23 protein-coding genes are annotated in these 25,969 nt (G+C 60.3%); 12 read left to right on the top strand and 11 right to left on the bottom strand.

The genetic code is table 11. The features are described from left to right. Positions 1-4: 4 nt before the first annotated feature. Positions 5-1,792, top strand: a complete 1,788-nt coding sequence (locus JOE33_RS12685; RefSeq protein ID WP_054992823.1) for a KinB sensor domain-containing domain — start codon at positions 5-7, stop codon at positions 1,790-1,792. A gap of 28 nt (positions 1,793-1,820) precedes the next feature. Here the strand turns inward: JOE33_RS12685 and JOE33_RS12680 are convergent, their stop codons facing one another. The 4 genes from JOE33_RS12680 to JOE33_RS12665 form a co-directional block, all read right to left on the bottom strand. Beyond that, positions 1,821-2,600 carry an N-acetylmuramoyl-L-alanine amidase gene (locus tag JOE33_RS12680; protein ID WP_010437232.1) on the bottom strand — a complete coding sequence of 260 codons (780 nt, stop codon included), beginning with the start codon at positions 2,598-2,600 and terminating at the stop codon, positions 1,821-1,823. A 95-nt stretch (positions 2,601-2,695) separates the two neighbouring features. Next, positions 2,696-4,771, bottom strand: a complete 2,076-nt coding sequence (locus JOE33_RS12675) for a GGDEF domain-containing protein (protein WP_209924077.1) — start codon at positions 4,769-4,771, stop codon at positions 2,696-2,698. Continuing rightward, positions 4,768-5,643 carry an endonuclease/exonuclease/phosphatase family protein gene (locus JOE33_RS12670; protein WP_003414076.1) on the bottom strand — a complete coding sequence of 292 codons (876 nt, stop codon included), beginning with the start codon at positions 5,641-5,643 and terminating at the stop codon, positions 4,768-4,770. The genes JOE33_RS12675 and JOE33_RS12670 overlap by 4 nt, the downstream gene beginning before the upstream one ends. Before the next feature lie 9 nt (positions 5,644-5,652). After that, positions 5,653-6,297, bottom strand: a complete 645-nt coding sequence (locus JOE33_RS12665; RefSeq protein ID WP_010437268.1) for a thiol:disulfide interchange protein DsbA/DsbL — start codon at positions 6,295-6,297, stop codon at positions 5,653-5,655. Positions 6,298-6,591: 294 nt separating this feature from the next. Here JOE33_RS12665 and yihA point away from each other — a divergent pair, with 294 nt between their 5' ends. After that, entirely contained in the window at positions 6,592-7,227 is a 636-nt protein-coding gene (gene yihA / locus JOE33_RS12660; RefSeq protein WP_003341625.1) for a ribosome biogenesis GTP-binding protein YihA/YsxC, read from the top strand. A 241-nt stretch (positions 7,228-7,468) separates the two neighbouring features. Here yihA and polA read toward each other — a convergent pair whose 3' ends face one another. After that, on the bottom strand, positions 7,469-10,234 hold the full coding sequence (polA, locus tag JOE33_RS12655; RefSeq protein ID WP_187624984.1) for a DNA polymerase I: 2,766 nt from the start codon (positions 10,232-10,234) through the stop codon (positions 7,469-7,471). A gap of 74 nt (positions 10,235-10,308) precedes the next feature. On the opposite strand from polA, the gene JOE33_RS12650 reads away from it, so the two are divergent. Together JOE33_RS12650 and JOE33_RS12645 are read left to right on the top strand one after the other, a co-directional pair. Next, positions 10,309-10,596, top strand: coding sequence for a DUF2782 domain-containing protein (locus tag JOE33_RS12650; protein WP_010437272.1), 288 nt, complete (start codon positions 10,309-10,311; stop codon positions 10,594-10,596). A gap of 36 nt (positions 10,597-10,632) precedes the next feature. Then, positions 10,633-11,583 (top strand): homoserine kinase, encoded by a 951-nt coding sequence (locus tag JOE33_RS12645; protein ID WP_010437274.1) that lies wholly within the window; start codon positions 10,633-10,635, stop codon positions 11,581-11,583. A 649-nt stretch (positions 11,584-12,232) separates the two neighbouring features. Here JOE33_RS12645 and znuA read toward each other — a convergent pair. After that, positions 12,233-13,174, bottom strand: a complete 942-nt coding sequence (znuA, locus tag JOE33_RS12640) for a zinc ABC transporter substrate-binding protein ZnuA (RefSeq protein WP_010431326.1) — start codon at positions 13,172-13,174, stop codon at positions 12,233-12,235. Between the two features lie 67 nt (positions 13,175-13,241). Here znuA and JOE33_RS12635 point away from each other — a divergent pair, with 67 nt between their 5' ends. From JOE33_RS12635 to JOE33_RS12620, 4 genes are read left to right on the top strand one after another with little or no spacing between them, the layout of a single operon-like run. Then, on the top strand, positions 13,242-13,724 hold the full coding sequence (locus tag JOE33_RS12635; RefSeq protein WP_003425978.1) for a Fur family transcriptional regulator: 483 nt from the start codon (positions 13,242-13,244) through the stop codon (positions 13,722-13,724). Beyond that, the gene (znuC, locus tag JOE33_RS12630; protein WP_010431319.1) at positions 13,724-14,512 is read left to right on the top strand and encodes a zinc ABC transporter ATP-binding protein ZnuC; all 789 of its coding nucleotides are present in this window, start codon (positions 13,724-13,726) and stop codon (positions 14,510-14,512) included. The genes JOE33_RS12635 and znuC overlap by 1 nt, the downstream gene beginning before the upstream one ends. After that, positions 14,505-15,293, top strand: coding sequence for a zinc ABC transporter permease subunit ZnuB (znuB, locus tag JOE33_RS12625; protein WP_003341611.1), 789 nt, complete (start codon positions 14,505-14,507; stop codon positions 15,291-15,293). Before znuC ends, znuB begins: the two co-directional genes overlap by 8 nt. A 38-nt stretch (positions 15,294-15,331) precedes the next feature. Beyond that, positions 15,332-16,048 (top strand): PA5502 family lipoprotein, encoded by a 717-nt coding sequence (locus JOE33_RS12620; protein ID WP_187624985.1) that lies wholly within the window; start codon positions 15,332-15,334, stop codon positions 16,046-16,048. 162 nt (positions 16,049-16,210) lie between these two features. Here JOE33_RS12620 and katE read toward each other — a convergent pair whose 3' ends face one another. Beyond that, on the bottom strand, positions 16,211-18,361 hold the full coding sequence (gene katE / locus JOE33_RS12615; RefSeq protein ID WP_187624986.1) for a catalase HPII: 2,151 nt from the start codon (positions 18,359-18,361) through the stop codon (positions 16,211-16,213). Positions 18,362-18,668: 307 nt separating this feature from the next. Between katE and JOE33_RS12610 the strand changes: the two genes are divergently transcribed. Genes JOE33_RS12610 through JOE33_RS12600 form a run of 3 tightly spaced genes read left to right on the top strand, consistent with a single transcriptional unit; the run spans position 18,669 to position 21,175 of the window. Next, complete coding sequence (locus JOE33_RS12610; protein WP_010431307.1) at positions 18,669-19,676, top strand: methionine ABC transporter ATP-binding protein; 1,008 nt, start codon at positions 18,669-18,671, stop codon at positions 19,674-19,676. Beyond that, a complete protein-coding gene (locus JOE33_RS12605; RefSeq protein WP_003317371.1) occupies positions 19,676-20,350 on the top strand; it encodes a methionine ABC transporter permease in 675 nt (224 codons plus the stop codon). Before JOE33_RS12610 ends, JOE33_RS12605 begins: the two co-directional genes overlap by 1 nt. Before the next feature lie 51 nt (positions 20,351-20,401). Continuing rightward, positions 20,402-21,175, top strand: coding sequence for a MetQ/NlpA family ABC transporter substrate-binding protein (locus JOE33_RS12600; RefSeq protein ID WP_010431304.1), 774 nt, complete (start codon positions 20,402-20,404; stop codon positions 21,173-21,175). Between the two features lie 172 nt (positions 21,176-21,347). Here the strand turns inward: JOE33_RS12600 and JOE33_RS12595 are convergent, their stop codons facing one another. Both JOE33_RS12595 and JOE33_RS12590 read right to left on the bottom strand, forming a co-directional pair. Next, positions 21,348-21,980, bottom strand: a complete 633-nt coding sequence (locus tag JOE33_RS12595) for an SCO family protein (RefSeq protein ID WP_054992829.1) — start codon at positions 21,978-21,980, stop codon at positions 21,348-21,350. A gap of 63 nt (positions 21,981-22,043) precedes the next feature. After that, positions 22,044-22,538: a cytochrome c oxidase assembly protein gene (locus tag JOE33_RS12590; protein WP_032614344.1), complete on the bottom strand. Its 495-nt coding sequence runs from the start codon at positions 22,536-22,538 to the stop codon at positions 22,044-22,046. Positions 22,539-22,816: 278 nt separating this feature from the next. Here JOE33_RS12590 and JOE33_RS12585 point away from each other — a divergent pair, with 278 nt between their 5' ends. After that, positions 22,817-23,467 carry a hypothetical protein gene (locus JOE33_RS12585; RefSeq protein WP_010431296.1) on the top strand — a complete coding sequence of 217 codons (651 nt, stop codon included), beginning with the start codon at positions 22,817-22,819 and terminating at the stop codon, positions 23,465-23,467. Between the two features lie 120 nt (positions 23,468-23,587). On the opposite strand, the gene JOE33_RS12580 is transcribed toward JOE33_RS12585, so the two are convergent. Together JOE33_RS12580 and JOE33_RS12575 are read right to left on the bottom strand one after the other, a co-directional pair. After that, on the bottom strand, positions 23,588-25,117 hold the full coding sequence (locus JOE33_RS12580; protein ID WP_096103177.1) for a SulP family inorganic anion transporter: 1,530 nt from the start codon (positions 25,115-25,117) through the stop codon (positions 23,588-23,590). Positions 25,118-25,221: 104 nt separating this feature from the next. Beyond that, positions 25,222-25,962 carry a carbonic anhydrase gene (locus JOE33_RS12575; protein ID WP_003432243.1) on the bottom strand — a complete coding sequence of 247 codons (741 nt, stop codon included), beginning with the start codon at positions 25,960-25,962 and terminating at the stop codon, positions 25,222-25,224. Positions 25,963-25,969 lie beyond the last annotated feature (7 nt).

The raw sequence follows: 25,969 nt of genomic DNA, 5'->3' as shown, positions 1-25,969 counted from the left end.
TCAAATGAAACTGGCCATGAAGCTGCGCACCCGCCTCTTTCTGAGCATTTCGGCGCTTATCACGGTCGCTTTGCTCGGACTGCTGCTGGGGCTCGTCAGTGTCATGCAGATGGCCCGGACTCAGGAATCACTGATTCAGCATAACTTCGCCATCCTCGATCTGGGCCTTAAGTTGCGCCAGAACATGGGTGATCAGTTGGTGTTGATGACCGGTTCCAATCGCAATGAGCCTGAGCTGGAAAGAGTCCAGAAGCAGTTCGAAGAGCTGCTGGAAGAGGGGTCGGCGCAGGACACCCAGCAAGATGTGCGCAACGGTTTTGAAAAGACCCGAGGCGATTATCAGCGATTCATTGCGGCCTGGCAGCAGTATGGCAATGATCCGCGAGGCATACGCGGTAACGCGCAACTGAGCGAAAGTTTCGACACTCTGCGTAACGGTCTGATGGATGTGCATCGCAAGGCGCTGGAGAACATCAGCAACGCCGAGATTAATTCCAGGGATCGTGCATTGTGGATCGCCGGCTTGCTGGGCTTGGTCGGGCTGGCTGTGCTGTGCATCGGCTTTGTGACCGCGCATGGCATCGCCCGTCGTTTCGGTGCGCCGATCGAGGCGCTGGCCAAGGCTGCCGATCGCATCGGTGAGGGGGATTACGAGGTCACGCTGCCGATTTCCTCGGCCGCTGAAATGAACCTGCTGACCCGGCGCTTCGGCATCATGGCCGAAGCCCTGCGTCAGCATCAGGCGACCAACGTCGATGAGCTTCTGGCGGGCCAGCAGCGCCTGCAAGCGGTTCTCGACAGTATCGACGATGGCCTGTTGATGATCGATCGCCAGGGCCATCTGGAGCACCTGAACCCGGTTGCGCAGCGCCAGCTCGGATGGGACGAGAGTCGCCTCGGGCACAGTCTCGGCGAGGCGTTGGGCCGTCCCGAGCTGGATGAGCAATTGCATCTGGTGCTGCGGGGCGGAACGCTGGAACGCGCGCCGGAAGACCTGGCCATCGAAATCGACGGCGAGTCGCGCCTGTTGACCTACAGCATGACGCCGGTCAGCCACACCAAGGGCCACATCCTGGGGGCGGTGATGGTGCTACACGACGTGACCGAGCAGCGTGCTTTCGAGCGGGTACGTAGCGAGTTCGTCCTGCGGGCCTCGCATGAGTTACGCACGCCGGTCACCGGCATGCACATGGCGTTCGGCCTTCTTCAGGAGCGTCTGCACTTTGCCCCCGAGTCCCGCGAGGCCGATCTGCTCAATACGGTCACCGAAGAAATGCAGCGCCTGATGCAGCTCATCAACGACCTGCTGAATTTCTCGCGTTACCAGAACGGTCTGCAGAAGCTCAAACTCGCGCCATGCTCCATCGAGACCTTGCTGCAAGAAGCCAAGGCGCGCTTCGAGGATCAGGCCCAGGAACAGGATATCGTGCTGATGCTGGATATGCAGGAGCCGATGCCGCGCCTGCATGCCGATCAGTCCCAACTGGAGCGGGTGCTGGATAATCTGCTGGACAATGCGTTGCGTCACACGCCGCCCAACGGCCTGATTCGCCTGCAGGCCAGGCGTCACGGCGAGCGGGCGATCATCAGCGTCGAGGATAACGGCGAGGGCATTGCCTACGGACAGCAGGGGCGGATCTTCGAACCCTTCGTCCAGGTCGGTCGCAAGAAAGGCGGTGCCGGACTCGGGCTTGCGCTGTGCAAAGAGATTGTCCAGCTGCACGGCGGGCGCATGGGCGTTTATTCCCGGCCGGGGCAGGGCACGCAGTTCTACATGGCTTTACCGCTCTGAGGGCTTGAGCGCCAAGCCCTCACTCACTTCAATTCGAGTGATTGAGCACCTGCAGAATGGCCGCGCTCTGTGCGTCAGGCTCGCCGTCGAAGCGTGCCGGACGATAGTGCATCTGGAACGCGGCCAGTACCTGACGTGTCGCGACGTCCAGCTCGCCGGTCTGCGGGGTGCTATAGCCCAGGCGCGCCAACTGCTGCTGGAACCAGCTGATGCTCGGCAGGTTGACTGCCAGCTGTGCCTGACGCTGGGCAACCTGGCGTTCGTCCGGCCAGTTTCCCAGACCTTCGGCAGCGAGGCGTTTCCACGGGAACAACGGTCCCGGATCCTGCTTGCGCAGCGGGGCGATGTCGCTATGACCAATGATGTGTTTGGGGTCGATCCTGTTGCGTTTGACGATGTCCTTGAGCAGGACAATGATCGATTGGGTCTGTGCTTCGGTATACGGATACCACAGGCGACCTGTCGGCGTTTCCTTGAAACCCGGATTGACGATCTCGATGCCGATCGAGCTGGAGTTGAGCCAGGTTCGGCCTTCCCACTCGCTCTCGCCGGCATGCCAGGCACGCGCGCTTTCATCGACCAGCTTGTAGATGGTGGCCTTGCTGTCGTCACCGATCAGGTAGTGGGCGCTGACCTCGCCATGGGTCAGCAACTGCAGGGAGCGTTCCAGCGACGTCGAGGTGTAATGCATCACCACGTACTGGGCACGGCCGTCGAAATTTACCGAGGGATGGCTGGTGTCCAGCCTGGGACCGCTGGCGCAGGCAGTGAGGAGGAGCATGAGCAGGGCAGAGAAATACAGCTTCATGAGGTCGGCAGCGTCGGCAGGAAATGAAACATCATAACAAAATGTGTGCGAATAGCATGGGGCACCCGCTATTTGTTCAGGTCAAAATGTTTCAGTCAGCCCTGTTCGATGCGGTTCCGACCGTTCTCCTTGGCCTTGTAAAGCGCCTGGTCGGCACGTTTGATGGCGGTGTCGCTCTTCTCTGAAGTGCGAAAAGCCGTCAGGCCAATGGATACGGTGATGGTGACTCGCTCACCCTTGAAGTGGAAAGGGCATGACTCAACGGCGGCGCGCAGTTCATCGAGCAGCGTCAGCCCGGTAGCAGGAGGTGTCGCAGGCAGCAGCATGACAAATTCTTCGCCGCCAAACCGTGCCATGAAGTCATCGGCGCGCAGGCGTTTGCTGAGGACATTGGCGACGATCTTCAACACCTTGTCACCAGCCAGGTGCCCATAGCCGTCGTTGATGCGTTTGAAATGGTCCAGATCCAGAATGCAGACCAGCAGGCTGTTTTTTTCTTCCTTCCACCGAGCCATTTCCAGTTCGAGGCGCTCGCCCCAGGCTGCACGATTGGGCAGTCCGGTGAGTGGATCTATCAGGGCCTTTTGACGCTGTTCTTCCAGGTGGGTCCTGAAACCCAGGGCTTCCTGCTCCATGCTCGCGACGCGCGCCGCCAGACCTTGCAGGCGCGAGGCCACTTCGCGCTCGCGGGCATCGCGCTTGAGCTGGTAGTGATCCATGGTGCCGAGCAGGGCCTCAAGCCGATTGTCGAGCACCCGCTTGAGGCTGGGCAGATCGGAGGCGTCCTGAACACTGCTTTGCAGGCCGCCCACTTGTTCGCGCAACTGGTCGTTCAGGTCGCGCGCGGTGGACTGATCCTCGGCGTGATCTTCACTGGCTGCCTGCAAGTGGCTCTGAAACGATTCGAGCCGCTCGTTGAGCTGCTTGAGGTAAGTGCCAAACTCATGCTGGCCGCCGTTGTTGATCGCCAGCATCAACACCGCAAGATCGTCGAGGATCGGCAGTAATTCGTACCAGTTAAGCCCATGTTTCAAGCGCAACTGCATGTCCTCGACCTGCGGGCGAAAGTGCTCGGACAGGGTCAGGTCGTCCAGCAGGCCCAACAGGGTTTGTTCAATGTGTGCTGCCACCGAGCTGTAACTGGGCTCAGGTGAGGAGGGTAGCGCATAGCCTTCTTCGCCTTCTGCCGACTCGGGCTGCTGCTCGGCTTCTGCGTAGGGGGTTTCAACGGTCACGTCAATTGGCGCTGGCCGCTGTTGATAAGGCACTGATGGGACAGGCGCCAGGATATCCGCGAAATCGATGGGGTCGACTGCGGCAGGTACAGGTACAGGTTCGGCGACGGCCTCTGCCGATACCGGAGCAGTGTCCGTAGCGGTGGCCGATGGTGCAGGTTCTTCAGGTGTCACTGCGGCGGGTATCACTGCGGCAGGCGCAGCGGTTTCCGGGGCAGGCGTTGGCAGCGTGCTGTCTGCGGCAGCGGGGGCTGCGGCAGGGGAATCAATAGCCTCGGCTTCGACAGGAACGGCGTCTGGCGTGGCGTAAGTGTTCGCTGCTTGCGGCTCGGCATCGGGTTCGTGCGGTTGCGGTGCGCAGGCGTCTTCTTCGGGGGGAGCAGCCTCGGGATGGGACTCGTTGCCGTGGCCCTCGCGTGAACCGAACAGGCGTTGCAGCAACCCTTGGCGGGGGCCTTCTTCGGGCTTTTCAATCTGGGTCAGGGCCTGGCCCTGCAAATTACTCAACTCGCCGAGCAACAGAGGCAGCTCGCGGGCCTGGGAGGCGCGCTCTTCAAGCTCCTTGGCAAAGCGCTTGAGCGGCTTGCGTACGTCGCGTGGCAGCGGCAGTGACTGCAGTTGTGCGACCAGTGCGGTCAGTGCCGAACTGATTTGCGCGGCCCGTACTTCGCGGCGTTGCTCTGAGTCCAGTACGGCTTTTTCAAGGCGCGGGATCAGGGCTGCCAGGCCCGCGTCCATATCGTCTTTGCGGACGATCTCGCGCATTTCCTTCATGCATTCATCGACGGCGCGGTCAGAGCCCTCTGCCGCCAGACTGCTGCGCACCAGACCGCGTCGCAACAAATCGAGCCGCGCATCCCAGCGCTTTTCGAGCTTGTCCTGTTGCTCGATCCCCTTGAGGTATTTCTCTTTCCAACGCTCCGCGTCGTCGCTCATGCAAGGCTTCCACCAGAGGGCACAGGCAGTGAGTCCCCGCGCAGTGAGTCAGGCAGGCGAATCTCGACAGCGACAGGCAGGTGATCTGAAATGGGTTGCGCCAGCACCTGTACGCGTTCGAGCGTCAGGGTCGGGCTAAGCAAAATGTGATCGAGGCAGCGCTGTGGCCGCCAGCTCGGAAAGGTCGCTTCTATCTGCGGGGCCAGAAGCCCGAGATCACGCAGCGGCGAGTGTTCCAGCAGGTCATTGGCGTGGGTGTTCATGTCGCCCATCAGCACCTGATGGCGATAACCGCCGATCAGTTCGCGAATATAGGCGAGCTGCCGGGTTCGGGTTCGGGTCCCCAGCGCGAGGTGCATCATGACCACGACCAGCGCATCTTCGCCCTCGCCGAAACGCACTAGAATCGCACCGCGCCCGGCTGGACCCGGCAGCGGGTGATCCTCGATCTTGGTCGGGCGCAGACGGCTCAACACACCATTGCTGTGCTGCGCCAGGCGCCCGAGATTGCGATTGAGCTGTTGATACCAGTACGGAAAGCCGCCCAACTGGGCGAGATGCTCGACCTGATTGACGAAGCCGGAGCGCATGCTGCCGCCGTCGACTTCCTGCAGCGCTACAAGATCGAAATCGTTGATCAGGTCGCCGATCTTCTGCAGGTTGCCAGCCCGGCCGCCATGCGGCAGCAAGTGCTGCCAGCTGCGCGTCAGGTAGTGATGGTAGCGCTGGGTACTGATACCCACCTGGATATTGAAACTGAGCAAACGCAGCCTGCCGTCTTCCGGCAGGCCGTTTTGCAGCAGATGATGTTCGTTGACCTGCGGATCATGCAGGCCAACGATACGGGTACTGCCTTTGCCCCAGCGGCGCATGACGTGCGCTTACTTGGCGGCTGCAGCAGCCGCTCGCTCTTTGGCAATCAACTGGTCGGCAACTTCCAGGGTCTTTTCCGGACCACCGGCAGAACCCAGGTCAAAGCGGTATTTGCCGTTGACGATCATGGTCGGAACGCCAGTCACTTCGTACTTCTTGGCCAGTTCCTTGTACTGGGCGATCTTGCCCTTGACTGCGAAGGAATCGAAAGTCTTCAGGAAGTCGTCCTTGTTCACGCCCTGAGTGGCGACGAAATCAGCCATGTCATTCTTGTCGGTCAGACGCTTGCCGCCCTTCTGGATAGCTTCGAATACGGCCGCGTGAACCTTGTGCTCGACGCCCATGGTGTCGAGGGTGATGAACAGTTGGCCGTGAGCGTCCCAAGGGCCGCCGAACATGGCAGGAATGCGTACGAACTTGACGTCGGACGGCAGTTTTTCAACCCACGGATTGATGGTTGGCTCGAACGCGTAGCAATGCGGGCAGCCATACCAGAACAGCTCGACGACTTCGATCTTGCCTGGCTCGGCGACAGGCACAGCGCTTGCCAGCTCGACGTATTGCTTGCCGGCCTCGATGGGCGTGGCGGCCTGGGCGGACATACCGAACAGACTGGCGGCAACCAGAGCGGCGCTGATGATCAGATTACGCATGCTTTACTCCTGAGCAGATTGAATCGCCTTCAAGCGACGGTGGTTTCGACCGGACGCGAAAGCCTGAGTTCGTTAGTGTAACGCTGAGGTTGTAAAAATGGGCGACCGAGAACGGCCTTTTTGTACAAGGAGTGAAGCAGGTCATGTCTGAATGTTCCAGCACGTCGGTCAGAGCGGCCCGATACGGTGTGAGTGTGGGCCGGGGGACAGGTGTGTCATTATATGCGCACGCATCCAAACGAAACCGACACCTCTTGCCGCACCCCTTGCAGGCAGGTCTTCACCGGAAATCACATGCAACTCAAAAACCCCATTCTCGGTCTGTGCCAACAGGCCACGTTCATGCTCAGCGCCGCCAAGGTCGACCAATGCCCCGACGACGAAGGTTTTGAAGTCGCATTTGCCGGTCGTTCCAACGCGGGCAAATCGAGCGCGCTGAACACCCTGACCCACGCCAGCCTGGCGCGTACATCCAAGACGCCAGGGCGTACCCAGTTGCTGAACTTTTTCGGTCTGGACGAGGATCGACGTCTGGTCGACCTGCCCGGTTACGGCTACGCCAAAGTGCCTATCCCGCTCAAACTGCACTGGCAGCGTCACCTGGAAGCCTACCTGGGCAGCCGCGAAAGCCTGAAGGGCCTGATCCTGATGATGGATATCCGTCATCCTATGACCGACTTCGACGTGCTGATGCTCGATTGGGCCATCGCCAGCAACATGCCGATGCACATTCTGTTGACAAAGGCCGACAAGCTGACTTACGGCGCTGCCAAGAACACGCTGCTCAAGGTCCAGGCCGAGATTCGCAAAGGCTGGGGCGATGCAGTGAGCATCCAGCTGTTTTCGGCCCCCAAGCGTATGGGGCTGGAAGAGGCTTACACCGTGCTGGCCGACTGGATGGAGCTGGAAGACAAGGCTCCTGCTGAGTAAATCGCAGGCAAAAAAGACCCCGGACTTCGCATGGGGAGGGGGAAGTTCCGGGGCTTAAGGTCCAGACCTTAGGGTGGGATCTGGATAACTGCCAACACTTAACACAACTAGGAGCACGATCGATTCTTCAACCAATCGACACGTCTGACTCCTGTCCAAACGGTTAAGTTCCAGCAGTGAAGAAAAGTTCACATTTCCTACAATATTTGGCGAACCTGCGTACAGATTCGCCATTTCAGGCTCAGTGAGCCTCGTCCCAATTGTTGCCAACCCCCACTTCCACCAGCAACGGCACTGCCAATTCTGCTGCGCCGCTCATGTGTGGACGGATCTGTGCACTGATCTGATCGACCAGGTCTTCGCGCACTTCAAGCACCAGTTCGTCGTGAACCTGCAGGATGACCCGTGCATCCAGACCGGACTCGTCCAGCCAACCATTCACCGCCACCATGGCTTTCTTGATGATGTCCGCTGCAGTGCCCTGCATCGGCGCGTTGATCGCCATGCGTTCCGCGCCTTTGCGCAGGGACTGGTTCTTGGCGTTGATGTCCGGCAGGTACAGACGACGACCGAAGATGGTCTCGACGAAACCTTGCTCGGCAGCCTGGGCGCGGGTGCGCTCCATGTAGTTCAGCACGCCGGGGTAGCGGGCGAAGTAGCGGTCGACATACGCCTGTGACTGCTTGCGGTCCACGCCAATCTGCTTGGCCAGGCCGAACGCGCTCATGCCGTAGATCAAACCGAAGTTGATCGCCTTGGCGCTGCGACGCATGTCAGTGGTGACGTTTTCCAGCTCGACGCCAAACACTTCCGCAGCCGTCGCGCGGTGAACGTCCAGGTCATTGCGGAAGGCATGCAGCAAGCCTTCGTCCTGAGCTAGATGCGCCATGATCCGCAGTTCGATCTGCGAATAGTCGGCCGCCAGCAGCTTGTAGCCCTTGGGGGCCACGAATGCCTGACGGATGCGCCGGCCTTCAGCCGTACGAATCGGAATGTTCTGCAGGTTCGGATCGCTGGAGGACAAGCGCCCGGTGACGGCCACCGCCTGATGGTAGGAGGTGTGGATACGCCCGGTGCGCGGGTTGATCTGCTCCGGCAGGCGGTCGGTGTAGGTGCTCTTGAGCTTGCTCATCGAGCGGTATTGCATCAGCACCTTGGGCAGCGGGAAATCCTGCTCCGCGAGTTCGGCAAGCACGGCTTCGGCAGTCGATGCCTGGCCGGTGGCGGTCTTGCTGAGAACCGGCATGCCGAGTTTTTCGTAGAGAATCACACCCAGTTGCTTGGGTGAGCCGAGGTTGAATTCTTCGCCGGCAATGGCGAAGGCTTCGCGCTCCAGCGCGGTCATCTTGTCGCCCAGCTCGACACTCTGGATGCCCAGCAGGTTGGCATCGACCAGCGCGCCCTGGCGCTCGATACGCGCGAGCACAGGCACCAGCGGTATCTCGATATCGTTCAGTACCGGCTGCAGGGTTGGAATCGCGGCCAGTCGCGCGTCGAAGACTTCATGCAGACGCAGGGTCAGGTCCGCTTCTTCGGCGGCATAATTGCCGGCCTGCTCCAGGGCTATCTGGTCAAAGCTCAGCTGTTTGGCGCCTTTGCCGGCAATCTCCTGGAAATTGATCGGCGTGTGCGTCAGGTACTTGGCCACCAGGCTGTCACGGTCGTGGCGGGTGGCGGTGGAGTCCAGTACGTAGGATTCCAGAATGGTGTCGAAGCGCACGCCCTGCAGGTCGATGCCTTGAGCCTGATCGCCGTCGATGGCGCAATTGGCAAGCAGGTTGATGGCGAACTTGGCGTGCTGGCCGACCTTGATTTTGTCCGGGTCTTCCAGCAGCGGCTTGAGCGCCTTGAGCACGGTGTCACGGTCCAGCTGCTGCGGCACGCCCATGTACGAGTGCGTCAGCGGAATGTAGGCGGCTTCGTGGGTCTGAATGGCGAAGGACAGGCCGACCAGTTGCGCACGCTGGGCATCGGTACCGTTGCTCTGGGTGACGAAGGCAAACAGCGGCGCGGCCTGCAGTTTCTTCAGCCAGGCATCGAACTGTCCCTGTTCAAGAATGACCTCATAAGCCGCTTCCCTGGCCTCAACGGTCGGCTCTTCGGCGGTCAGCTCCTGGCCTGCACGCTTGGCGTCGCGTTGCAGGTCTTCGATCCAGCTCTTGAATTCCAGCTCGGCGTACAGCTCCATCAACGTATCGCGGTCGGGCTCGCCGCAATGCAACTGATCCAGCTCGATGTCCAGCGGCACGTCGATCTTGATGGTCGCCAGTTCGTAAGACAAAAAGGCCATCTCACGATGCTCTTCGAGTTTGGCGGCCAGGGTCTTGGCGCCACGGATCGGCAGGGTCGCGACCTTGTCGAGGTTCTCGTAAAGCTCCTTGATGCCACCGCCGATGCCGACCAGCAGGCCGACCGCGGTCTTCTCGCCAACGCCGGGCACGCCGGGAATGTTGTCGACCTTGTCGCCCATCAGGGCCAGGTAATCGATGATGTGCTCCGGACCGACGCCGAATTTCTCTTTCACGCCAGGTACATCCAGCACGCTGCCGGTCATGGTGTTGACCAGGGTGATATGGCCGTCGACCAGTTGCGCCATGTCCTTGTCGCCGGTGGAGATCACCACTGGACGATCGGCCGCCGCGCTGCTGCGTGCCAGCGTGCCGATCACGTCATCGGCTTCGACACCTTCGACGCACAGAAACGGGTAACCCATGCCTTTGACGCAAGCGTGCAGCAGATCGACTTGCACGCGCAGATCGTCCGGCATGCTGGGCCGGTTGGCTTTGTAGTCGTTGTACAGCGCATCACGGAACGTCCCCCCCTTGGCGTCGAACACCACGGCGAGCGGGCTGTCCGGGTACTGGCGCCGCAGGCTTTTGAGCATGTTGAGCACGCCCTTGACGGCACCGGTCGGCAATCCTTTGGAGGTGGCCAGTGGTGGCAGTGCGTGGAAGGCGCGGTAGAGGTAGGAGGAACCGTCTACCAGGACGAGTGGCGCTTGGGTCATGAGCAGAATCAACCTTTTCGGCGGGGTCGGCGCTAGAATGCGCGGACCATTGACGACAAAGGGACAAGGTTATCATGCGCAAGGTAAATCGACTGATATTGACCGGCCTGTTGGCCTTTAGCCCTTTGCTCGCTGTTGCAGCAGAAGATCCACCTTCAGCGGCGCCGGACGTTACTATTCGCACCGACGGTGACAGAACCATTCAGGAATATCGCCAGAACGGCTTTCTGTATGCGGTTAAAATCACCCCGAAACACGGCAAACCCTATTTTCTGGTGCGCGCCGATGGTACAAGCCCCAATTTCATTCGTTCGGACCAACCGGACATGCTGATCCCGCAGTGGGAAATATTCAGCTGGTAGCACCCTACATTCACTTCAATCGTTGGCAGTCCTGATATGTCCGTTTTTACCCCACTGGCTCGGCCCGAGCTGGAAACATTTCTCGCCCCTTACGGGCTCGGCCGTCTGCTTGACTATCAGGGCATCGCTGCCGGTAGTGAAAACACCAATTACTTCATCAGTCTGGAGCAGGGCGAGTTCGTGCTGACGCTGGTCGAGCGCGGCCCGGTTCAGGAGATGCCGTTCTTCATCGAGCTGCTCGATGTGCTGCATGAGGCCGACCTGCCGGTGCCTTATGCGCTGCGCACCACCGACGGTCAGGCGCTGCGCGAGCTGGCAGACAAACCGGCGCTTTTGCAGCCGCGTCTGCCGGGCAAGCACATCAGCGAGCCGAACACCCAGCATTGCGTGCAGATTGGCGAGTTGCTGGCCAACCTGCATCTGGCGACCCGTGGGCAGATCGTCGAGCGCAAGACTGACCGCGGCCTGGACTGGATGCTGAGCGAGGGGCGCAATTTTCTGTCGCACCTGGGCGAGACTCAGCGAGTGCTGCTTGAAAAGAGCCTTGAGGAGATCGAGGCGTTAAAGCCGCAGATCATGGCGCTGCCGCGCGCCAACCTTCATGCCGACCTGTTTCGCGACAACGTACTGTTCGAAGGTACGCACCTGACCGGGTTGATCGATTTCTACAATGCCTGCTCGGGTCCGATGTTGTACGACCTGGCGATTGCTCTCAACGATTGGTGTTCCCGCGAAAACGGCCAGCTCGACGCCGTCCGCGCCCGTGCCTTGCTGGGGGCCTACGCGGGCTTGCGACCATTCACCGCTGCGGAGTCGAAGCTTTGGGCGGCGATGTTGCGTATCGCTTGCGTGCGTTTCTGGCTGTCACGTTTGATCGCTGCCGAAACCTTCGCCGGGCAGGATGTGCTGATTCATGATCCTGCGGAGTTCGAGCGCCGCCTGGCCGAGCGTCAGGAAGCGCATATTGCGTTGCCGTTTGCGCTCTGAGACCAGACCTGTCTTCGCGAGTCGATTGTCGTCCCCACGCTCTGAACTGACCCCAAAAAGCTGGACAGTTGACTATCGTTCCCATGCTCCGCGTGGGAATGCAGTTGGTGACGCTCTGCGTCGCAAGAGGACGCGGAGCGTCCAGACCGGCGTGCCCACGCGGAGCATGGGCACGATAGTGTTATCCCTGACGACTATCGTTCCTCACGCTCCGCGTGGGAATGCAGTTGGTGACGCTCTGCGTCGCAAGAGGACGCGGAGCGTCCAGACCGGCATGCCCACGCGGAGCATGGGCACGATAATGTTATCCCTGACGACTATCGTTCCTCACGCTCCAGCGTGGGAATGCAGTTGGTGACGCTCCGCGTCGCAAGAGGACGCAGAGCGTCCAGACCGGCATGCCAACGCGGAGCATAGGCACGATAGTGTTATCCCTGACGACTATCGTTCCTCACGCTCCAGCGTGGGAATGCAGTTCGTGACGCTCTGCGTCGCAAGAGGACGCGGAGCGTCCAGACCGGCATGCCCACGCGGAGCATGGGCACGATAATGTTATCCCTGACGACTATCGTTCCTCACGCTCCAGCGTGGGAATGCAGTTCGTGACGCTCCGCGTCACACAGCAGTGCTGCCATGTGGGCGGTGGCAGTCAGAGACTGCTCAGGCAACCGGTCAGGTCGTCGGCGAGCTTTTGCAAGACGTGCTCGTAACCCTGCGCGGTGGCCGGGGTGTAGCCGCCCAGTCCATCCAGTTCGGCCAGTTTGACCGGCAGGCCGGCGCTCAGGGTTTCGGCCAGACGCGGGCGCAGTGGCGGTTCGCTGAATACGCAGGTCTTGCCCGCAGCCTTGAGACGTTCGCGCATGGCGGCGACGTGCTGTGCGCCGGGCTGGATCTCGGCGGCGATGGCGAATACCCCGGCATGCTTGAGCCCATAGGCCTCTTCGAAATAATCGAAGGCCTCGTGGAACACGAAGTAGGGTTTGTCTGCCACCGCACTGACACGCTCCTTGATACGGGCGTCCAGTGTATCGAGACGTTTGCTGAAAGACTGGGCGTTGCTGGCGTAGCGTGCTGCGTTGGCAGGGTCGGCAGCGCTCAGGTCAGTGGCCATTTTTGCGGCGATCACCCGCGCGTTGACGGTCGACAGCCACAGGTGCGAATCGAGACTGCCGGGCCGGTGGTCGTGGTCATGTTCGTCTGCGTCGTTGTCGTGATCATGCTCGTGGTCATCATGCGAGGCGTTGTCTTCGCCAAAGTGGCGCAGGTGCATGCCCGGCAGCGTCTGCACGGCAACCGCTGGCATTTTGCGGCCCTGAATGACGCGCGGCAGGAAGGTTTCCATGTCCGGGCCGATCCAGTAGAGCAACTCGACTTCCTGTACACGCCGTACGTCGGATGGACGCAGCGCGTAGTTATGCGGTGAGGCACCCGGTGGCAGAAGCACTTCCGGTGTGCCGACGCCATCCTGCACAGCCGCGGCAATCAGCTGCAGAGGCTTGATACTGGTCAGCACTCGGACCTCGGCCTGAGCAGGGGAGACGATCAGCAGGCTGACCCAGAAAACAGCAGCAAGATTTAAAAGACGGCGCACTCGAATCACTCATATCAGCCAGGAACGGGTAACATAATAACGTCTCTAGCCAATATCGTCGCTGCTCATGCCCAATACTCCCCTGGCCAGTCGCCCCCATGACCACTCTCACTGCGTACATTCGGCCCTTGCCGAAGCCGATGCGCTGTGCGCCAAACAGGGTCTGCGCCTGACCACCTTGCGCCGTCGCGTGCTGGAACTGGTCTGGCAAAGCCACAAACCGCTGGGTGCCTACGACATCCTCGCGGTGCTGAGTGATGAAGACGGCCGCCGTGCGGCCCCGCCAACGGTTTACCGTGCGCTGGATTTCCTCCTGGAAAACGGACTGGTGCATCGGATTGCCTCGCTCAACGCCTTCACGGGCTGCAATCACCCCACTCACGCGCATCAGGGCCAGTTCCTGATCTGCCGCCTGTGCCATGCGGCGATCGAGCTGCAGCACCCGGCCATCAGCAATGCCGTGGTCGATGCCGCCGCAGGCGTCGGCTTTGCGGTCGAAGGCCAGACGGTCGAGATCGTCGGCGTGTGCGCTGGTTGCAAGGCCGCTTGATGACCGATGCATTGATACGTCTGGAGAAGGTCGCCGTAACGCTCTCCGGGCAAAACGTCCTGGATGACATCCAGTTGAGCGTCAAACCCGGCGAGATCGTCACCCTGATCGGCCCCAACGGTGCGGGCAAGACCACGCTGGTGCGTGCGGTGCTGGGGCTGCTCAAGCCCGACTCCGGTACTGTCTGGCGCAAGCCGAAGCTGCGTGTCGGCTACATGCCGCAAAAGCTGCATGTGGACCAGACGCTGCCGCTGTCGGTGCTGCGTTTCCTGCGCCTGGTTCCTGGTGTGGATCGCACGGCTGCAGCGTCGGCGCTGGAAGAGGTCGGCGCCGGGAAGGTCATCGACAGCCCGATTCAAGGCATTTCCGGTGGCGAGATGCAGCGTGTTCTGCTGGCGCGCGCGTTGTTGCGCAAGCCCGAGTTACTGGTCCTCGACGAACCGGTGCAGGGTGTCGATGTGGCCGGACAGGCCGAGCTGTACAGCCTGATTACCCGGCTACGCGACCGCCACCAGTGCGGCGTGCTGATGGTCTCCCACGATCTGCATCTGGTCATGAGCACCACCGATCAGGTGGTATGCCTGAATCGTCACGTCTGCTGCTCCGGGCATCCCGAGCAGGTCAGCCATGACCCGGCCTTTGTCGAGCTGTTCGGCAGCAATGCGCAGAGCCTGGCGATTTATCACCACCATCACGACCACGCCCATGATCTGCATGGCGCGGTGGTGAATGATGCTGCGGCCCACACTCACAATCACGTTCACGGAGACAGCTGCAAGCATGGCTGACTTTCTACTCTATGCCTTGCTCGCAGGCGTTGCTCTGGCCGTGGTCGCTGGCCCGCTGGGATCATTCGTGGTCTGGCGGCGCATGGCCTACTTCGGCGACACACTGTCCCATGCCGCGCTGCTCGGCGTCGCGCTGGGCTTCCTGCTGGACATCAGCCCGACCATCGCGGTGACGGTCGGCTGCCTGCTGCTGGCGGTGTTGCTGGTCACGTTGCAACAGCGCCAACCGCTGGCGTCGGACACACTGCTGGGGATTCTGGCACCGAGCACCTTGTCCCTGGGGCTGGTAGTGCTCAGTTTCATGCACGAAGTGCGCATCGACCTGATGGCCTACCTGTTCGGCGATCTGCTGGCTATCAGTCCGGCTGATCTGGGCTGGATTCTGGGCGGCAGCACGTTGGTGCTGGTGCTGATCGTCGCGCTGTGGCGCCCACTGCTGGCAATGACCGTGCATGAAGAACTGGCGCGTGTCGAAGGCCTGCCGGTTGCTACACTGCGCATGACGTTGATGCTGCTGATCGCCGTGGTGATCGCCGTAGCGATGAAAATCGTCGGTGTTCTGCTGATTACGTCGCTGTTGATCATCCCGGCGGCTGCGGCACAGCGTCACGCCCGTTCGCCTGAGCAAATGGCGCTGGGCGCAAGCCTGTTGGGCGTGATAGCCGTGTGTGCCGGGCTATCATTGTCCTGGTTCAAGGACACCCCTGCCGGACCGTCTATAGTGGTATCCGCTGCGGCGTTGTTCTTGCTCAGCTTTGTTCTACCCAGGCGAGCGGTGTAGACTTGCTCGTTTTTTGCGCAAACTAGAGAATCGCAGGAATGAAGCCGTTCGCCCCACGCTATCTGCTGCTTGTCGCATTTTCCATCCTGCTGGGTGCCTGCCAGAGTGCGCCCACCGTCGAGACGCCTGCCTCCGAGGCCCAGCCTGACGCATTCGCTCAGCTTGAGCAGAACATCGCCGGCAATGAGCTGGCAACGGCCGAGGACCAATTGACGGCGTTGCAGGCTGCCAATCCTGCCGATATCCGTCTGGAGCCTTTTCAGCGTCGTCTGGCCGAAGCTTATCTGAGCCGCAGTCAGATCAGCCTGCAAAAGGGCGATATGAATGCGGCGGCCACTGCGCTGAGCCGTGCGCGCGCGCTGATGCCCAAGGCACCGGCGCTGACCAGTGGCGTCAATGGCGCCATTGCCCATGCGCGCAAGGCCGAGCTGGAAAAAGCCGAAGCGGATTTGAAGGCGGCCGAAGCCAGAAGGGTTGCCAAGCTGATTGATCCGTCCGCAGAAAGCACGACGATTGAGCTCAAGATCGGCGATATGCGGGCACTGCGTCGTCAACTGGACGATATCGCAGCGGATACCGTGGCGTTCAATTGTGAAATGCTAATGGTGGTGCCACGCACCGAAGACTATCCGTGGCTGGCGACGTTGCTGACCAAACGGGTGGTCAAGGCCAATCCGGATTTCGAACTGCAACTGCGCCGCCAGATCGAGCGCAATGAAAAAGCGCAGATCATCCTGACGCCAGCCAAGTCCTGAGTCGATCCTTCAAAGCGGACGCAGAGCGTCCGAAACTGCATTCCCACGCGGAACGTGGGGAACGAGAAGTGTTCGGGAGCCTATGCGGGGAGTGAGCATTCAGAAAATCGCCCCCACGCCGGAGCGTGGGAGCGTGGGAGCGATAGGCGTAGCAGCGTCAGATCAAGCCGGAACAGCCTTGGCTTTCACTTCACGATCCCACACACGGTGCTGAGCAATCACGTTGAAGAACGCTTTGAACGATTTGCTATCGGATACCTCCAGCAGACCCGCATCTTCTTCCAGGCGTAGCAGTTTCAACAGCTCTTTGGCTTCCCCGGCAAAGGAGATGGCCTTGAGGTGCTTGTAGGCTTCCAGGATGAAGTGCAATGCCACACCGTCGCCTTGTAGCGCTTCGATCGAAGCCTTGCCACCCGGCACGAAGACTGCGTCGAACGCTACCGAAGGCAGGCCTTCAGCCGATGCGTCCACTGGCAGGCTCTGGCCATCAGCGGTCTTGACCGGTGCGGAGGTCGGGCCCAATACCTTGGCGTGTGCGCCTTCGGCAGTCAGTGCAGCCTTCATGGCTTCGACCGCTTTACCGTCGACGCCGTCAGCCACGAGAATGGCAACCTTGCGCGAAACGATGTCGCCAGACAGCAGGTTGACCTGGCTCAGTGCCGGCGACTCTTTAACCGAAGTCTGACGCGCAGGTACGGTACCGGCAGTCGGTGCTGGCAAGCCGAGGTTGGCAGCTACACGCTTGGCCAGCTCCAGATCGATGTTGGCCAGAATCTCGTTGACCTGACGGGCACGAATGTACTCGCGCTCGACCTTGCCCAACTCAAAGCTGTAGGCCGCGATGATGTGCTCTTTCTCGTGGTGGCTCATGCTCTGGAAGAACAGGGTGGCCTGCGAGAAGTGATCGCCGAACGATTCGCTGCGCTCACGCACCTTGTGCGCTTCAACGCGCTCAGGGTAGGTCTCGAAGCCGCCATCTACCGGGCCGGCAGGGGTTTCTTTCGGCCAGCCGCCATCGATCGAGTTAGGCTCGTAGGAAGCGCGGCCCTTGTCGATAGTGGTGCGATGCTGTGCGTCACGCTGACCGTTGTGGTTCGGCGCGATCGGACGGTTGATCGGGATTTCGTGGAAGTTCGGCCCACCCAGACGGCTGATCTGCGTGTCTGTGTAGGAAAACAGACGACCTTGCAGCAGCGGATCGTTGGAGAAGTCGATACCCGGCACGATGTGTCCCGGGCAGAAGGCAACCTGCTCGGTCTCGGCGAAATAGTTGTCCGGGTTACGGTTCAAGACCATCTTGCCCAGCGGGGTGACCGGCACCAGTTCTTCCGGGATGATCTTGGTCGGATCGAGCAGGTCGAAGTCGAACTTGTGCTCGTCTTCCTCGGCAACGATCTGTACACCCAGTTCCCATTCCGGGTAGTCGCCCATCTCGATGGACTCCCACAGGTCGCGGCGGTGGAAATCGGTGTCCTTGCCGGCGAGCTTCTGCGCTTCGTCCCAGACCAGCGAGCAGACGCCGAACTTGGGCTTCCAGTGGAACTTCACGAAGCTCGACTTACCTTCAGTGTTGATGAAGCGGAAGGTATGGATACCAAAGCCCTGCATGGTGCGCAGGCTTTTCGGGATAGCACGGTCGGACATGGTCCACAGCACCATGTGCGCGGATTCCGGCACCAGCGAGACGAAGTCCCAGAAGGTGTCGTGAGCCGAGCCGCCAGTCGGGATTTCGTTGTGCGGCTCGGGTTTCACCGCGTGCACGAAGTCAGGAAACTTGATGGCGTCCTGAATGAAGAACACCGGCATGTTGTTGCCCACCAGGTCGAAGTTGCCTTCGTCGGTGTAGAGCTTGACGGCAAAGCCACGCACGTCACGCACGGTGTCGCCCGAGCCACGTGGGCCCTGAACGGTGGAGAAACGCACAAACACCGGGGTCTTCTTGCCCGGATCACGCAGGAAGCCTGCTTTACTCAGCGCGCCGTGGTCTTCGTAAGTCTGGAAATAGCCATGCGCTGCAGTACCGCGGGCGTGGACGATACGCTCCGGAATACGCTCATGGTCAAAGTGCGTGATCTTTTCACGCATGATGAAGTCTTCGAGCAGCGATGGGCCGCGGCTGCCGACTTTCAGGGTGTTCTGGTTATCGGAAATCTTGACGCCGTGGTTGGTGCGCAGGGCCTGCTGGGTGGCGTCCGAGCGAAACTGCTCAAGACTTTCCAGCTTCTCGTTGGTATTGCCACGGTCCAGGGTGTCGGTGCCTGCCATTTCGCTCTTGGGCGTTTCGGTTACAGGTGGTGCGTTCTTGCTAGCCATCAGAGACTCCTTATCTCGCCCCAATCATTGAGTTGGGTTCGCTGATTACGACTTCCCTGGCGTAAGCGGGAAATCACGGTATCGAAGAAGTGACCGGAGCAAAAAACAGCCGTTCCTTTTATTTTCGGCATACGATCACCAACGGTCGTGTTATGCCCATTGCGCAGGACAGCCGGTAAATAAATGCTAAGCACAGCGGGCCGGACAGGCTAAAATGCGCGCCCGGCTTTATCCGGCCGAGGTAACGAAGCAGGTGGCGCCCTAGCCACTGCGCTGATTTTTTAACGCGCCCCACAAGGTTCGCTCCGTGATCGAGTTTCATAACGTCCACAAAACCTATCGGGTGGCAGGCAAGGAAATACCGGCCCTGCACCCCACCAGCCTGCGCGTCGACAGCGGCCAGGTGTTCGGCATCATCGGCCACTCCGGCGCGGGCAAAAGTACCCTGCTGCGCCTGATCAACCGCCTGGAAACCCCGAGTGGTGGACAGATTGTGGTCGATGGAGAAGACGTCACTGCGCTTGATGCCAACGGCCTGCGCCGCTTCCGCCAACAGGTCGGGATGATTTTCCAGCACTTCAATCTGCTGGCGTCGAAAACCGTGGCCGACAACGTCGCCATGCCGCTGACCCTGGCAGGCGATATGCCGCGCAAGCAGATCGACCAGCGCGTGGCCGAGTTGCTGGAGCGGGTCGGCTTGTCCGATCACGCTAAAAAGTACCCGGCACAACTGTCGGGCGGCCAGAAGCAGCGCGTCGGCATCGCCCGCGCACTGGCCACCAAACCAAAAATCCTGCTGTGCGATGAAGCCACCAGCGCGCTGGACCCGCAGACCACTGCGTCGGTCTTGCAACTGCTTGCCGAGATCAATCGTGAGCTGAAGCTGACCATCGTGCTCATCACCCATGAGATGGACGTGATTCGTCGCGTCTGCGATCAGGTGGCCGTGATGGACGCCGGGGTGATTGTCGAGCACGGCAAGGTCGCCGATGTGTTTTTGCATCCACAACACCCGACGACCAAGCGCTTTGTGCAGGAAGACGAGCAGATCGACGAGAACGAGCAGCGTGACGACTTCGCTCACGTTCAAGGCCGTATCGTGCGTCTGACGTTTCAGGGCGAGGCCACTTACGCGCCGCTGCTCGGCACGGTGGCGCGGGAAACCGGCGTCGATTACAGCATCCTTGCCGGTCGCATCGACCGCATCAAGGACACCCCTTACGGGCAGTTGACGCTGGCCATCACCGGCGGCGACATGGACGCCGCCTTTGCGCGCTTCACCGCCGCTGATGTTCATATGGAGGTGCTGCGCTGATGGACGCTTTTTTGAACCTGTTTTCCAATGTCGACTGGTACGAGATCTGGGTGGCCACTGGCGACACGCTGATCATGCTCGGTGTATCGCTCGGTTTCACCATCCTGCTCGGCCTGCCGCTGGGTGTGCTGATGTTCCTCACCTCGCCGCGTCAGTTGCTGGAGCACAAGCAGCTGTATGCGACGGTCGGGGTGATCGTCAACATGCTGCGCGCGCTGCCGTTCATCATCCTGCTGATCGTGATGATGCCGTTGACCGAGATCATTACCGGTACGTCGCTGGGCATCCTCGGTACGTTGCCGCCGCTGATCGCCGGCGCCACGCCGTTCTTTGCGCGTCTGGTAGAAACAGCCTTGCGCGAAGTGGATCGCGGCATCATCGAAGCCACACAGGCCATGGGCGCGACGACTCGGCAGATCATCGTCAAGGCGCTGCTGCCCGAGGCGCGCCCCGGCATTCTGGCGGCGATCACGGTGACTGCCATTGCGCTGGTGTCGTTCACGGCCATGGCCGGTGCGGTGGGCGCTGGCGGGCTGGGCGACCTGGCGATCCGTTACGGTTATCAACGCTTCCAGAACGATGTGATGTTCGTGACGGTCGTATTGTTGCTGGTGCTGGTGCAGATTCTGCAGACCATCGGCGACAGACTGGTCGCGCATTTCACACATCGTTGATCGAATCCGTTGGTATTGGCCTGTCTCGTACGGGCCCAAAGGAGTTGTTGCATGAAAAAACTATTGGCCATATTCGCCGCTGTCACCGCCTTGTCCGCGCAGGCCAACGAAACCCTGACCGTCGCGGCCTCTGCCGTGCCGCACGCCGAGATCCTGGAGTTCGTCAAACCGACCCTGGCCAAAGAAGGCGTGGATTTGAACATCAAGGTGTTCAATGACTACATCCAGCCTAACGTGCAGGTGTCGCAGAACCGTATGGACGCGAATTTCTTCCAGCACCAGCCGTATCTGGATGAGTTCAACAAGGGTAAAGGCACTGATCTGGTAGCCGTGGCCAAGGTTCACATCGAGCCTTTCGGCGCTTACTCGGACAAGTTCAAGACGCTGGAAGAGCTGCCCACTGGCGCCAATGTCGCCCTGCCCAATGACGCCACCAATGAAGGCCGCGCCTTGCTGTTGTTGGCCAAGGCAGGTCTGATCACCCTGAAGGATCCGGGCAACATCCTGTCCAAGCCTTCGGATGTCGTGAATAACCCGAAAGACCTGAAATTCCGTGAACTGGAAGCCGCTACGCTGCCCCGCGTGCTGACTCAGGTCGATCTGGCGCTGATCAACACCAACTATGCCCTGAGCGCCAAGCTCGATCCGACCAAGGATGCGCTGATCATCGAAGGTGCCGATTCGCCCTACGCGAACATTCTGGTGGCCCGCCCGGACAACAAGGATTCGGATGCGATGAAGAAGCTGGTTGCCGCCTTGCAGAGCCCGGAAGTGAAAACATTCCTGGCCGAGAAGTACAAAGGCGCTGTAGTCCCGGCGTTCTGATCTGATCTGATCGCACCTCGCGGTTCTCGTGCCAGTGTTCTGCGTCCCTTGCGACGCAGAGCGTCGAGAACTGCTTTCCCACGCTGCGCATGGCCCTATCGCTCCCACGCTCTGCGTGATAGCGCCCTTCAGGACGCCCCGCGTTCCTAGCGATTTAGTGTCAGTGCACTGACTAATCCCTTTCCAGCAAACCCGGCAACTGCTTCACCAGTTTCTGGTTGTTCAGCGGTGCGCGGATAAAACCTCGTTGCGTGCCGTCCGGGCCGATCAGGGCCAGGTTACCGCTGTGGTCGACGAAGTAGTTCGGTTTACGGGTATCGGCCGGAATAAACGGAATGCTCACGGCATTGGCCAGTGTCTGGATATCCGCGACAGGTGCCGTCAGGCCGATGTACTGCTTGTCGAAGTAGCCCAGGTATTGCTTGAGCTGCTGCGGTGTGTCGCGGTTCGGATCGACGCTGACCAGTACCACCCGCATGCGCTTGACCGTCTCTTCGGGCAGTTCGGTCCTGATCTGCTTTATCTGCGCCAGCGTCGTGGGGCAGATATCCGGGCAGAAGGTATAACCAAAGAACATCAGCGTCCATTGGTCTTTCAAGCCATCAAGGGCCACGGCCGCGCCGTTCTGGTCGGTCACGCTCAGGGCCGGCAATTGGCGGCTTTTGGGGAGCAGGACAATACCGGCGTCGTTAAGCGCTGCCTGATCCGGCGAGCTGCGGCCAGGCAGCACCTGACTGAGGATCACGCCCAGAAGCAGGGCGACAATAGCGGCAGCAATGAAAACGGTTTTCTGAGTACGGGTCATGGTGTCAGCGCGAGTAGTGATCGGCGTGCGGCCGGGGATGATGGCCTATATTGCGTACCGAGCCTAGTGCGTGGTGACGTCGAACAGCGTATAGGCCAGCGTCAGACGTTTTACATCGTCGGGCATGTCACGGTCGACGATGAAGCGCACCGGCATCTCGATGCGCTCGCCCGGCTGCAACGTCTGCTGGGTGAAGCAGAAGCATTCGGTCTTGTGAAACCACGTTGCGGCCTTTCCGGGCGAAATACCCGGTATGGCTTGGGCTTTCATGGGTCTGTCGGTCGGGTTCTGCGCGATGAAGATCATCTCGTTGACCGCACCGGGGTGGACCTGCATCTGGCGGGACTGCGGGTAGAACGCCCAGGTCATCCCGGCAGCGTTGCCAGCGGTGAACTGCACCTCGACCTGGCGCGAAGCGTCCTGACCCGGCATGCCGTTATTGTCATGTCCGGTCAGCAAGCCATAGAGCGACGGCAATGCCGATCCGCAGATCAACATCATCACTACTAAACACGTCAAACGCAGAACGAGCGGTTTGGACAAAAGAGGCTGGCCCATGCGTGGCTCACTTTTTATATCGGACAGCGTGTCGAAATAGCTGCGGGCGACTTCAGAGTAGCCTGCTTATCCAAAACGCGAGCTGCCTGGCAGCCGCATAGCCGGTATGGCAGTCATTTTCGCTTAGAAACTGAGCGAAAAATGTCTTGATAGAGCAAATGTATCTAAATGTGAGCCGCATATAGCAAAACCGTCTTAGGCATTTAGTTATGCAAGCTAACGTATGACTCTCCATGAACGAGCCAAGAGGTCTGACGCCTCAAGGAGTCCCAGCAGCCATGAACACCGCCGCATTGCGCGAGCAGATACAACTAGCCCATCAACATGAGGCCCGGACCGGCCACTTGCTGCAACAGTTGGAACAAAAGCTCCCACATCTCCATCCCGCCATCCACCTGCCGGAGGTCGACGCGAAAGACGTGCTGGCGCGTTTCGTCACGGTCTACATCGATCTGGTACCCGATCTGCTGGACGCTGCCCATGAGGTCGCGCTGGAAGCCGGGATCGAAGGGCAGATAAAGCCGGTGCTGAAAATCGCCGAGCATTTTTTTGCGGCTCCACCGTCCATCATGGATGGACATGAAGGCCTGGAAAGCCTGTTGGACGAGGCTTATCTGGCCCATCGGCTGGTCGAGGAGGTGAATGACCTGTACATCAAGCATTTCGGTCAGCCGCTGATACCGTCGAATACCACGGTTGCCAGCGTGATTGCCCACCAGTTGATCGGCGAGCAATTTGCCAACCAGCTGGACGAAGCGGTGCACCATGCTGTCGATGAACTGCTTGATGAGGAGAGTTTCGCGCTGGACTCGGTCGAGGCCTACCGCGAAAAGCTGATCAGCCCTGAAACGGACGCGGCCTGGCAGCGCTGGCCAAGCCTGTCACGGCAATTGGGCGTCGGCCTGGAGCTGGAGCACTCCGCGGTCTGATTCAGAAGCCCGAATCACTGTCTTCGCCGGCAATGGAAGGAGCCGGATATCGCTCCGCTGCTACGCGAAGACCCATCCGGCTCCCAGGTGTCCAGAGCTGTGATAACAGGGTAGCGACTATCAGGTGGCGGCCGAGCCGATCCCCGTTGTCGTGTAGACCCGCCCTTCAAGACGACGCTTCAGGCCACGCGATTCGATCAGCAACCGGGTGCCATGAGCGGCATTGGAACGACCCCATTCTTCCAGCAGTTCCAGACACGAGTGGTCGATGTAGGACAGATTGCCCAGCGGCACATGCACCGTGCTGCCCTGCGGGATAGTGCCCAGTGCCTGAGTCAGCGCCGGCACCTTGAGGAAGGTTGCGGCACCGACCAGACGCAGCTCGAATTCCTTCTCGCCCAGTCCGACCACATTGATCTTCAGGCGCGAAGCCTTGAACGCCAGCTTCACCAGGGTCAGGCCGAAACCGACCAGTACACCGGTCAGCAGGTCGGTGAAGATGATCGCCACGGCAGTCGCCGCGTACGTGAACATCGGCATCCGGCCATAGCGGCCCAGACCGCGAAACGCCTTCAGATCGACCAGTTTCAGGCCGGTGTAGACCAGCACGCCAGCCAGACTCGCGACCGGAATGCTCTGCAGTACGCTCGACAGCAGCAACACGAACGCCAGCAGCCACAGGCCGTGGAAGATCGTCGAGTAGCGCGTGGTGGCACCGGCCTGGACGTTGGCCGAGCTGCGCACGATAACGCCGGTCATCGGCAGCGCACCGAGCAGGCCGCAGAGCATGTTGCCCACGCCCTGAGCACTGAGCTCCTTGTCGAAGTCCGAACGCTGGCCACTGTGCATGCGGTCAACCGCTGATGCGGAAAGCAGCGTTTCGGCACTGGCGATGAACGCTACGACGATAGCCGCCACCAGAATGGCCGGATCGGCCAGGTTCATCAGGTCGGCAGGGCGAAGCCAGTCGATGGCGTCGGCCAGGTTGTCAGGCACTTCGACACGCTTGACCTGCAAGGCCATGAAAAGGCTGATGCCGGTTGCGATACCCACGCCCAGCAGCGCGCCGGGTACGAAGCGCAGCGACTGCGGACGGAGTTTTTCCCAGCCCCACATGATCAGCATGGTGCCCAGACCGAGCATGCCGGCCTGCATGCCGGTGCCTGGCCCGAAAGCCTGGATCAGCGTGGAAGGGAAGGCGATCAGATTGTCCAGCCCGGAGGGTTTGGGACCGCTGTCAAACATCACGTGTACCTGTGACAGTACGATCAGCACACCGATACCGGCAAGCATGCCATAGACCACCGCAGGTGCCGTGACCCGGAACCAGCAGCCAAGCTTGAATCGACCTGCCAGCAGCTGAAGCAATCCGGCGAGTACCAGGATAGGACCCAGCATGGCCATGCCGTGCTCGCGCACCACTTCAAAAACCAGTACTGCCAGACCTGCTGCGGGACCGCTGACCTGCAACGGCGAACCGGCTATCCAGCCGACTATCAGGCCGCCCACGATGCCGGTGATCAGACCTTTGGCCGGAGGCATGCCGGAGGCAATGGCGATCCCCATGCACAGCGGCAGGGCGACCAGGAACACGACCACGGAAGCGAGCAGCTCCCGTGGTAAAGCTGTTTTCAATGCTGTAATACCCATGACGCTTCTCCGGGATTCTTCAGACGAGGCAAGACGGGCGACGCGCATCCTGCGCAGTCGCCATCAGCTGATAAAGAAGGGCTTGCCGTCAGTCGGACTGGTGATCAGTCGGCTGAAAAGCGTGCTTTCGGTGAAGCCATCGGCGTCGGTCCAGAACCGTCGAGCGGTATGAAACGATCGAGCTCGGCGTCATAAGCCAGGATTTCGCTGGTTTCGATGCTGTAGACCCAGCCGTGAATGAACAATTGGCCGCTGGCCATCTTCGCTGCGACCGAAGGATGGGTGCGCAGGTGTTGCAGCTGGGAAATCACGTTTTCCTGAGTCAGGACCTGCATGGTTTCCAGTTCGCCGCTGCAGCTGCAGTTCTGCTCGACTACGGTGCGGGCAACCTCGGCATGGCGCAACCAGGCCTTTACGGTAGGCATCTTGTCCAGGCTGTCAGGGTTGAGCACTGCGCGCATGGCGCCGCAGTCAGAGTGTCCGCAAACGATGATGTGCTGCACGCCCAGTGCAACCACTGCGTATTCCAGAGCGGTGGACACGCCGCCGTTCATCTGGCCATACGGTGGCACGACGTTGCCGACGTTACGCGTCACGAACAGGTCGCCTGGCGAACTTTGGGTGATCAATTCGGGCACGATGCGCGAGTCGGCGCAGGTGATGAACATGGCCCGTGGCGATTGGGCGGTCGCCAACTTCTTGAACAGCTCTTCCTGCTGGGGGAAGACCTCGTTACGGAAATGTACAAAGCCATCGACGATATGTTTCAACGCTACGTCGGCGCTGTCTGAATGGCTTGATGTGCTGGACGACGTAGCCGAATGCTGTTTACCGATGTCTGTCATGTCTTCA

Source organism: Pseudomonas sp. PvP027, from assembly GCF_017833005.1.
GTDB classification, from domain to species: Bacteria; Pseudomonadota; Gammaproteobacteria; order Pseudomonadales; family Pseudomonadaceae; genus Aquipseudomonas; species Aquipseudomonas congelans.
This window is presented reverse-complemented; position numbering and strand designations above follow the sequence as displayed.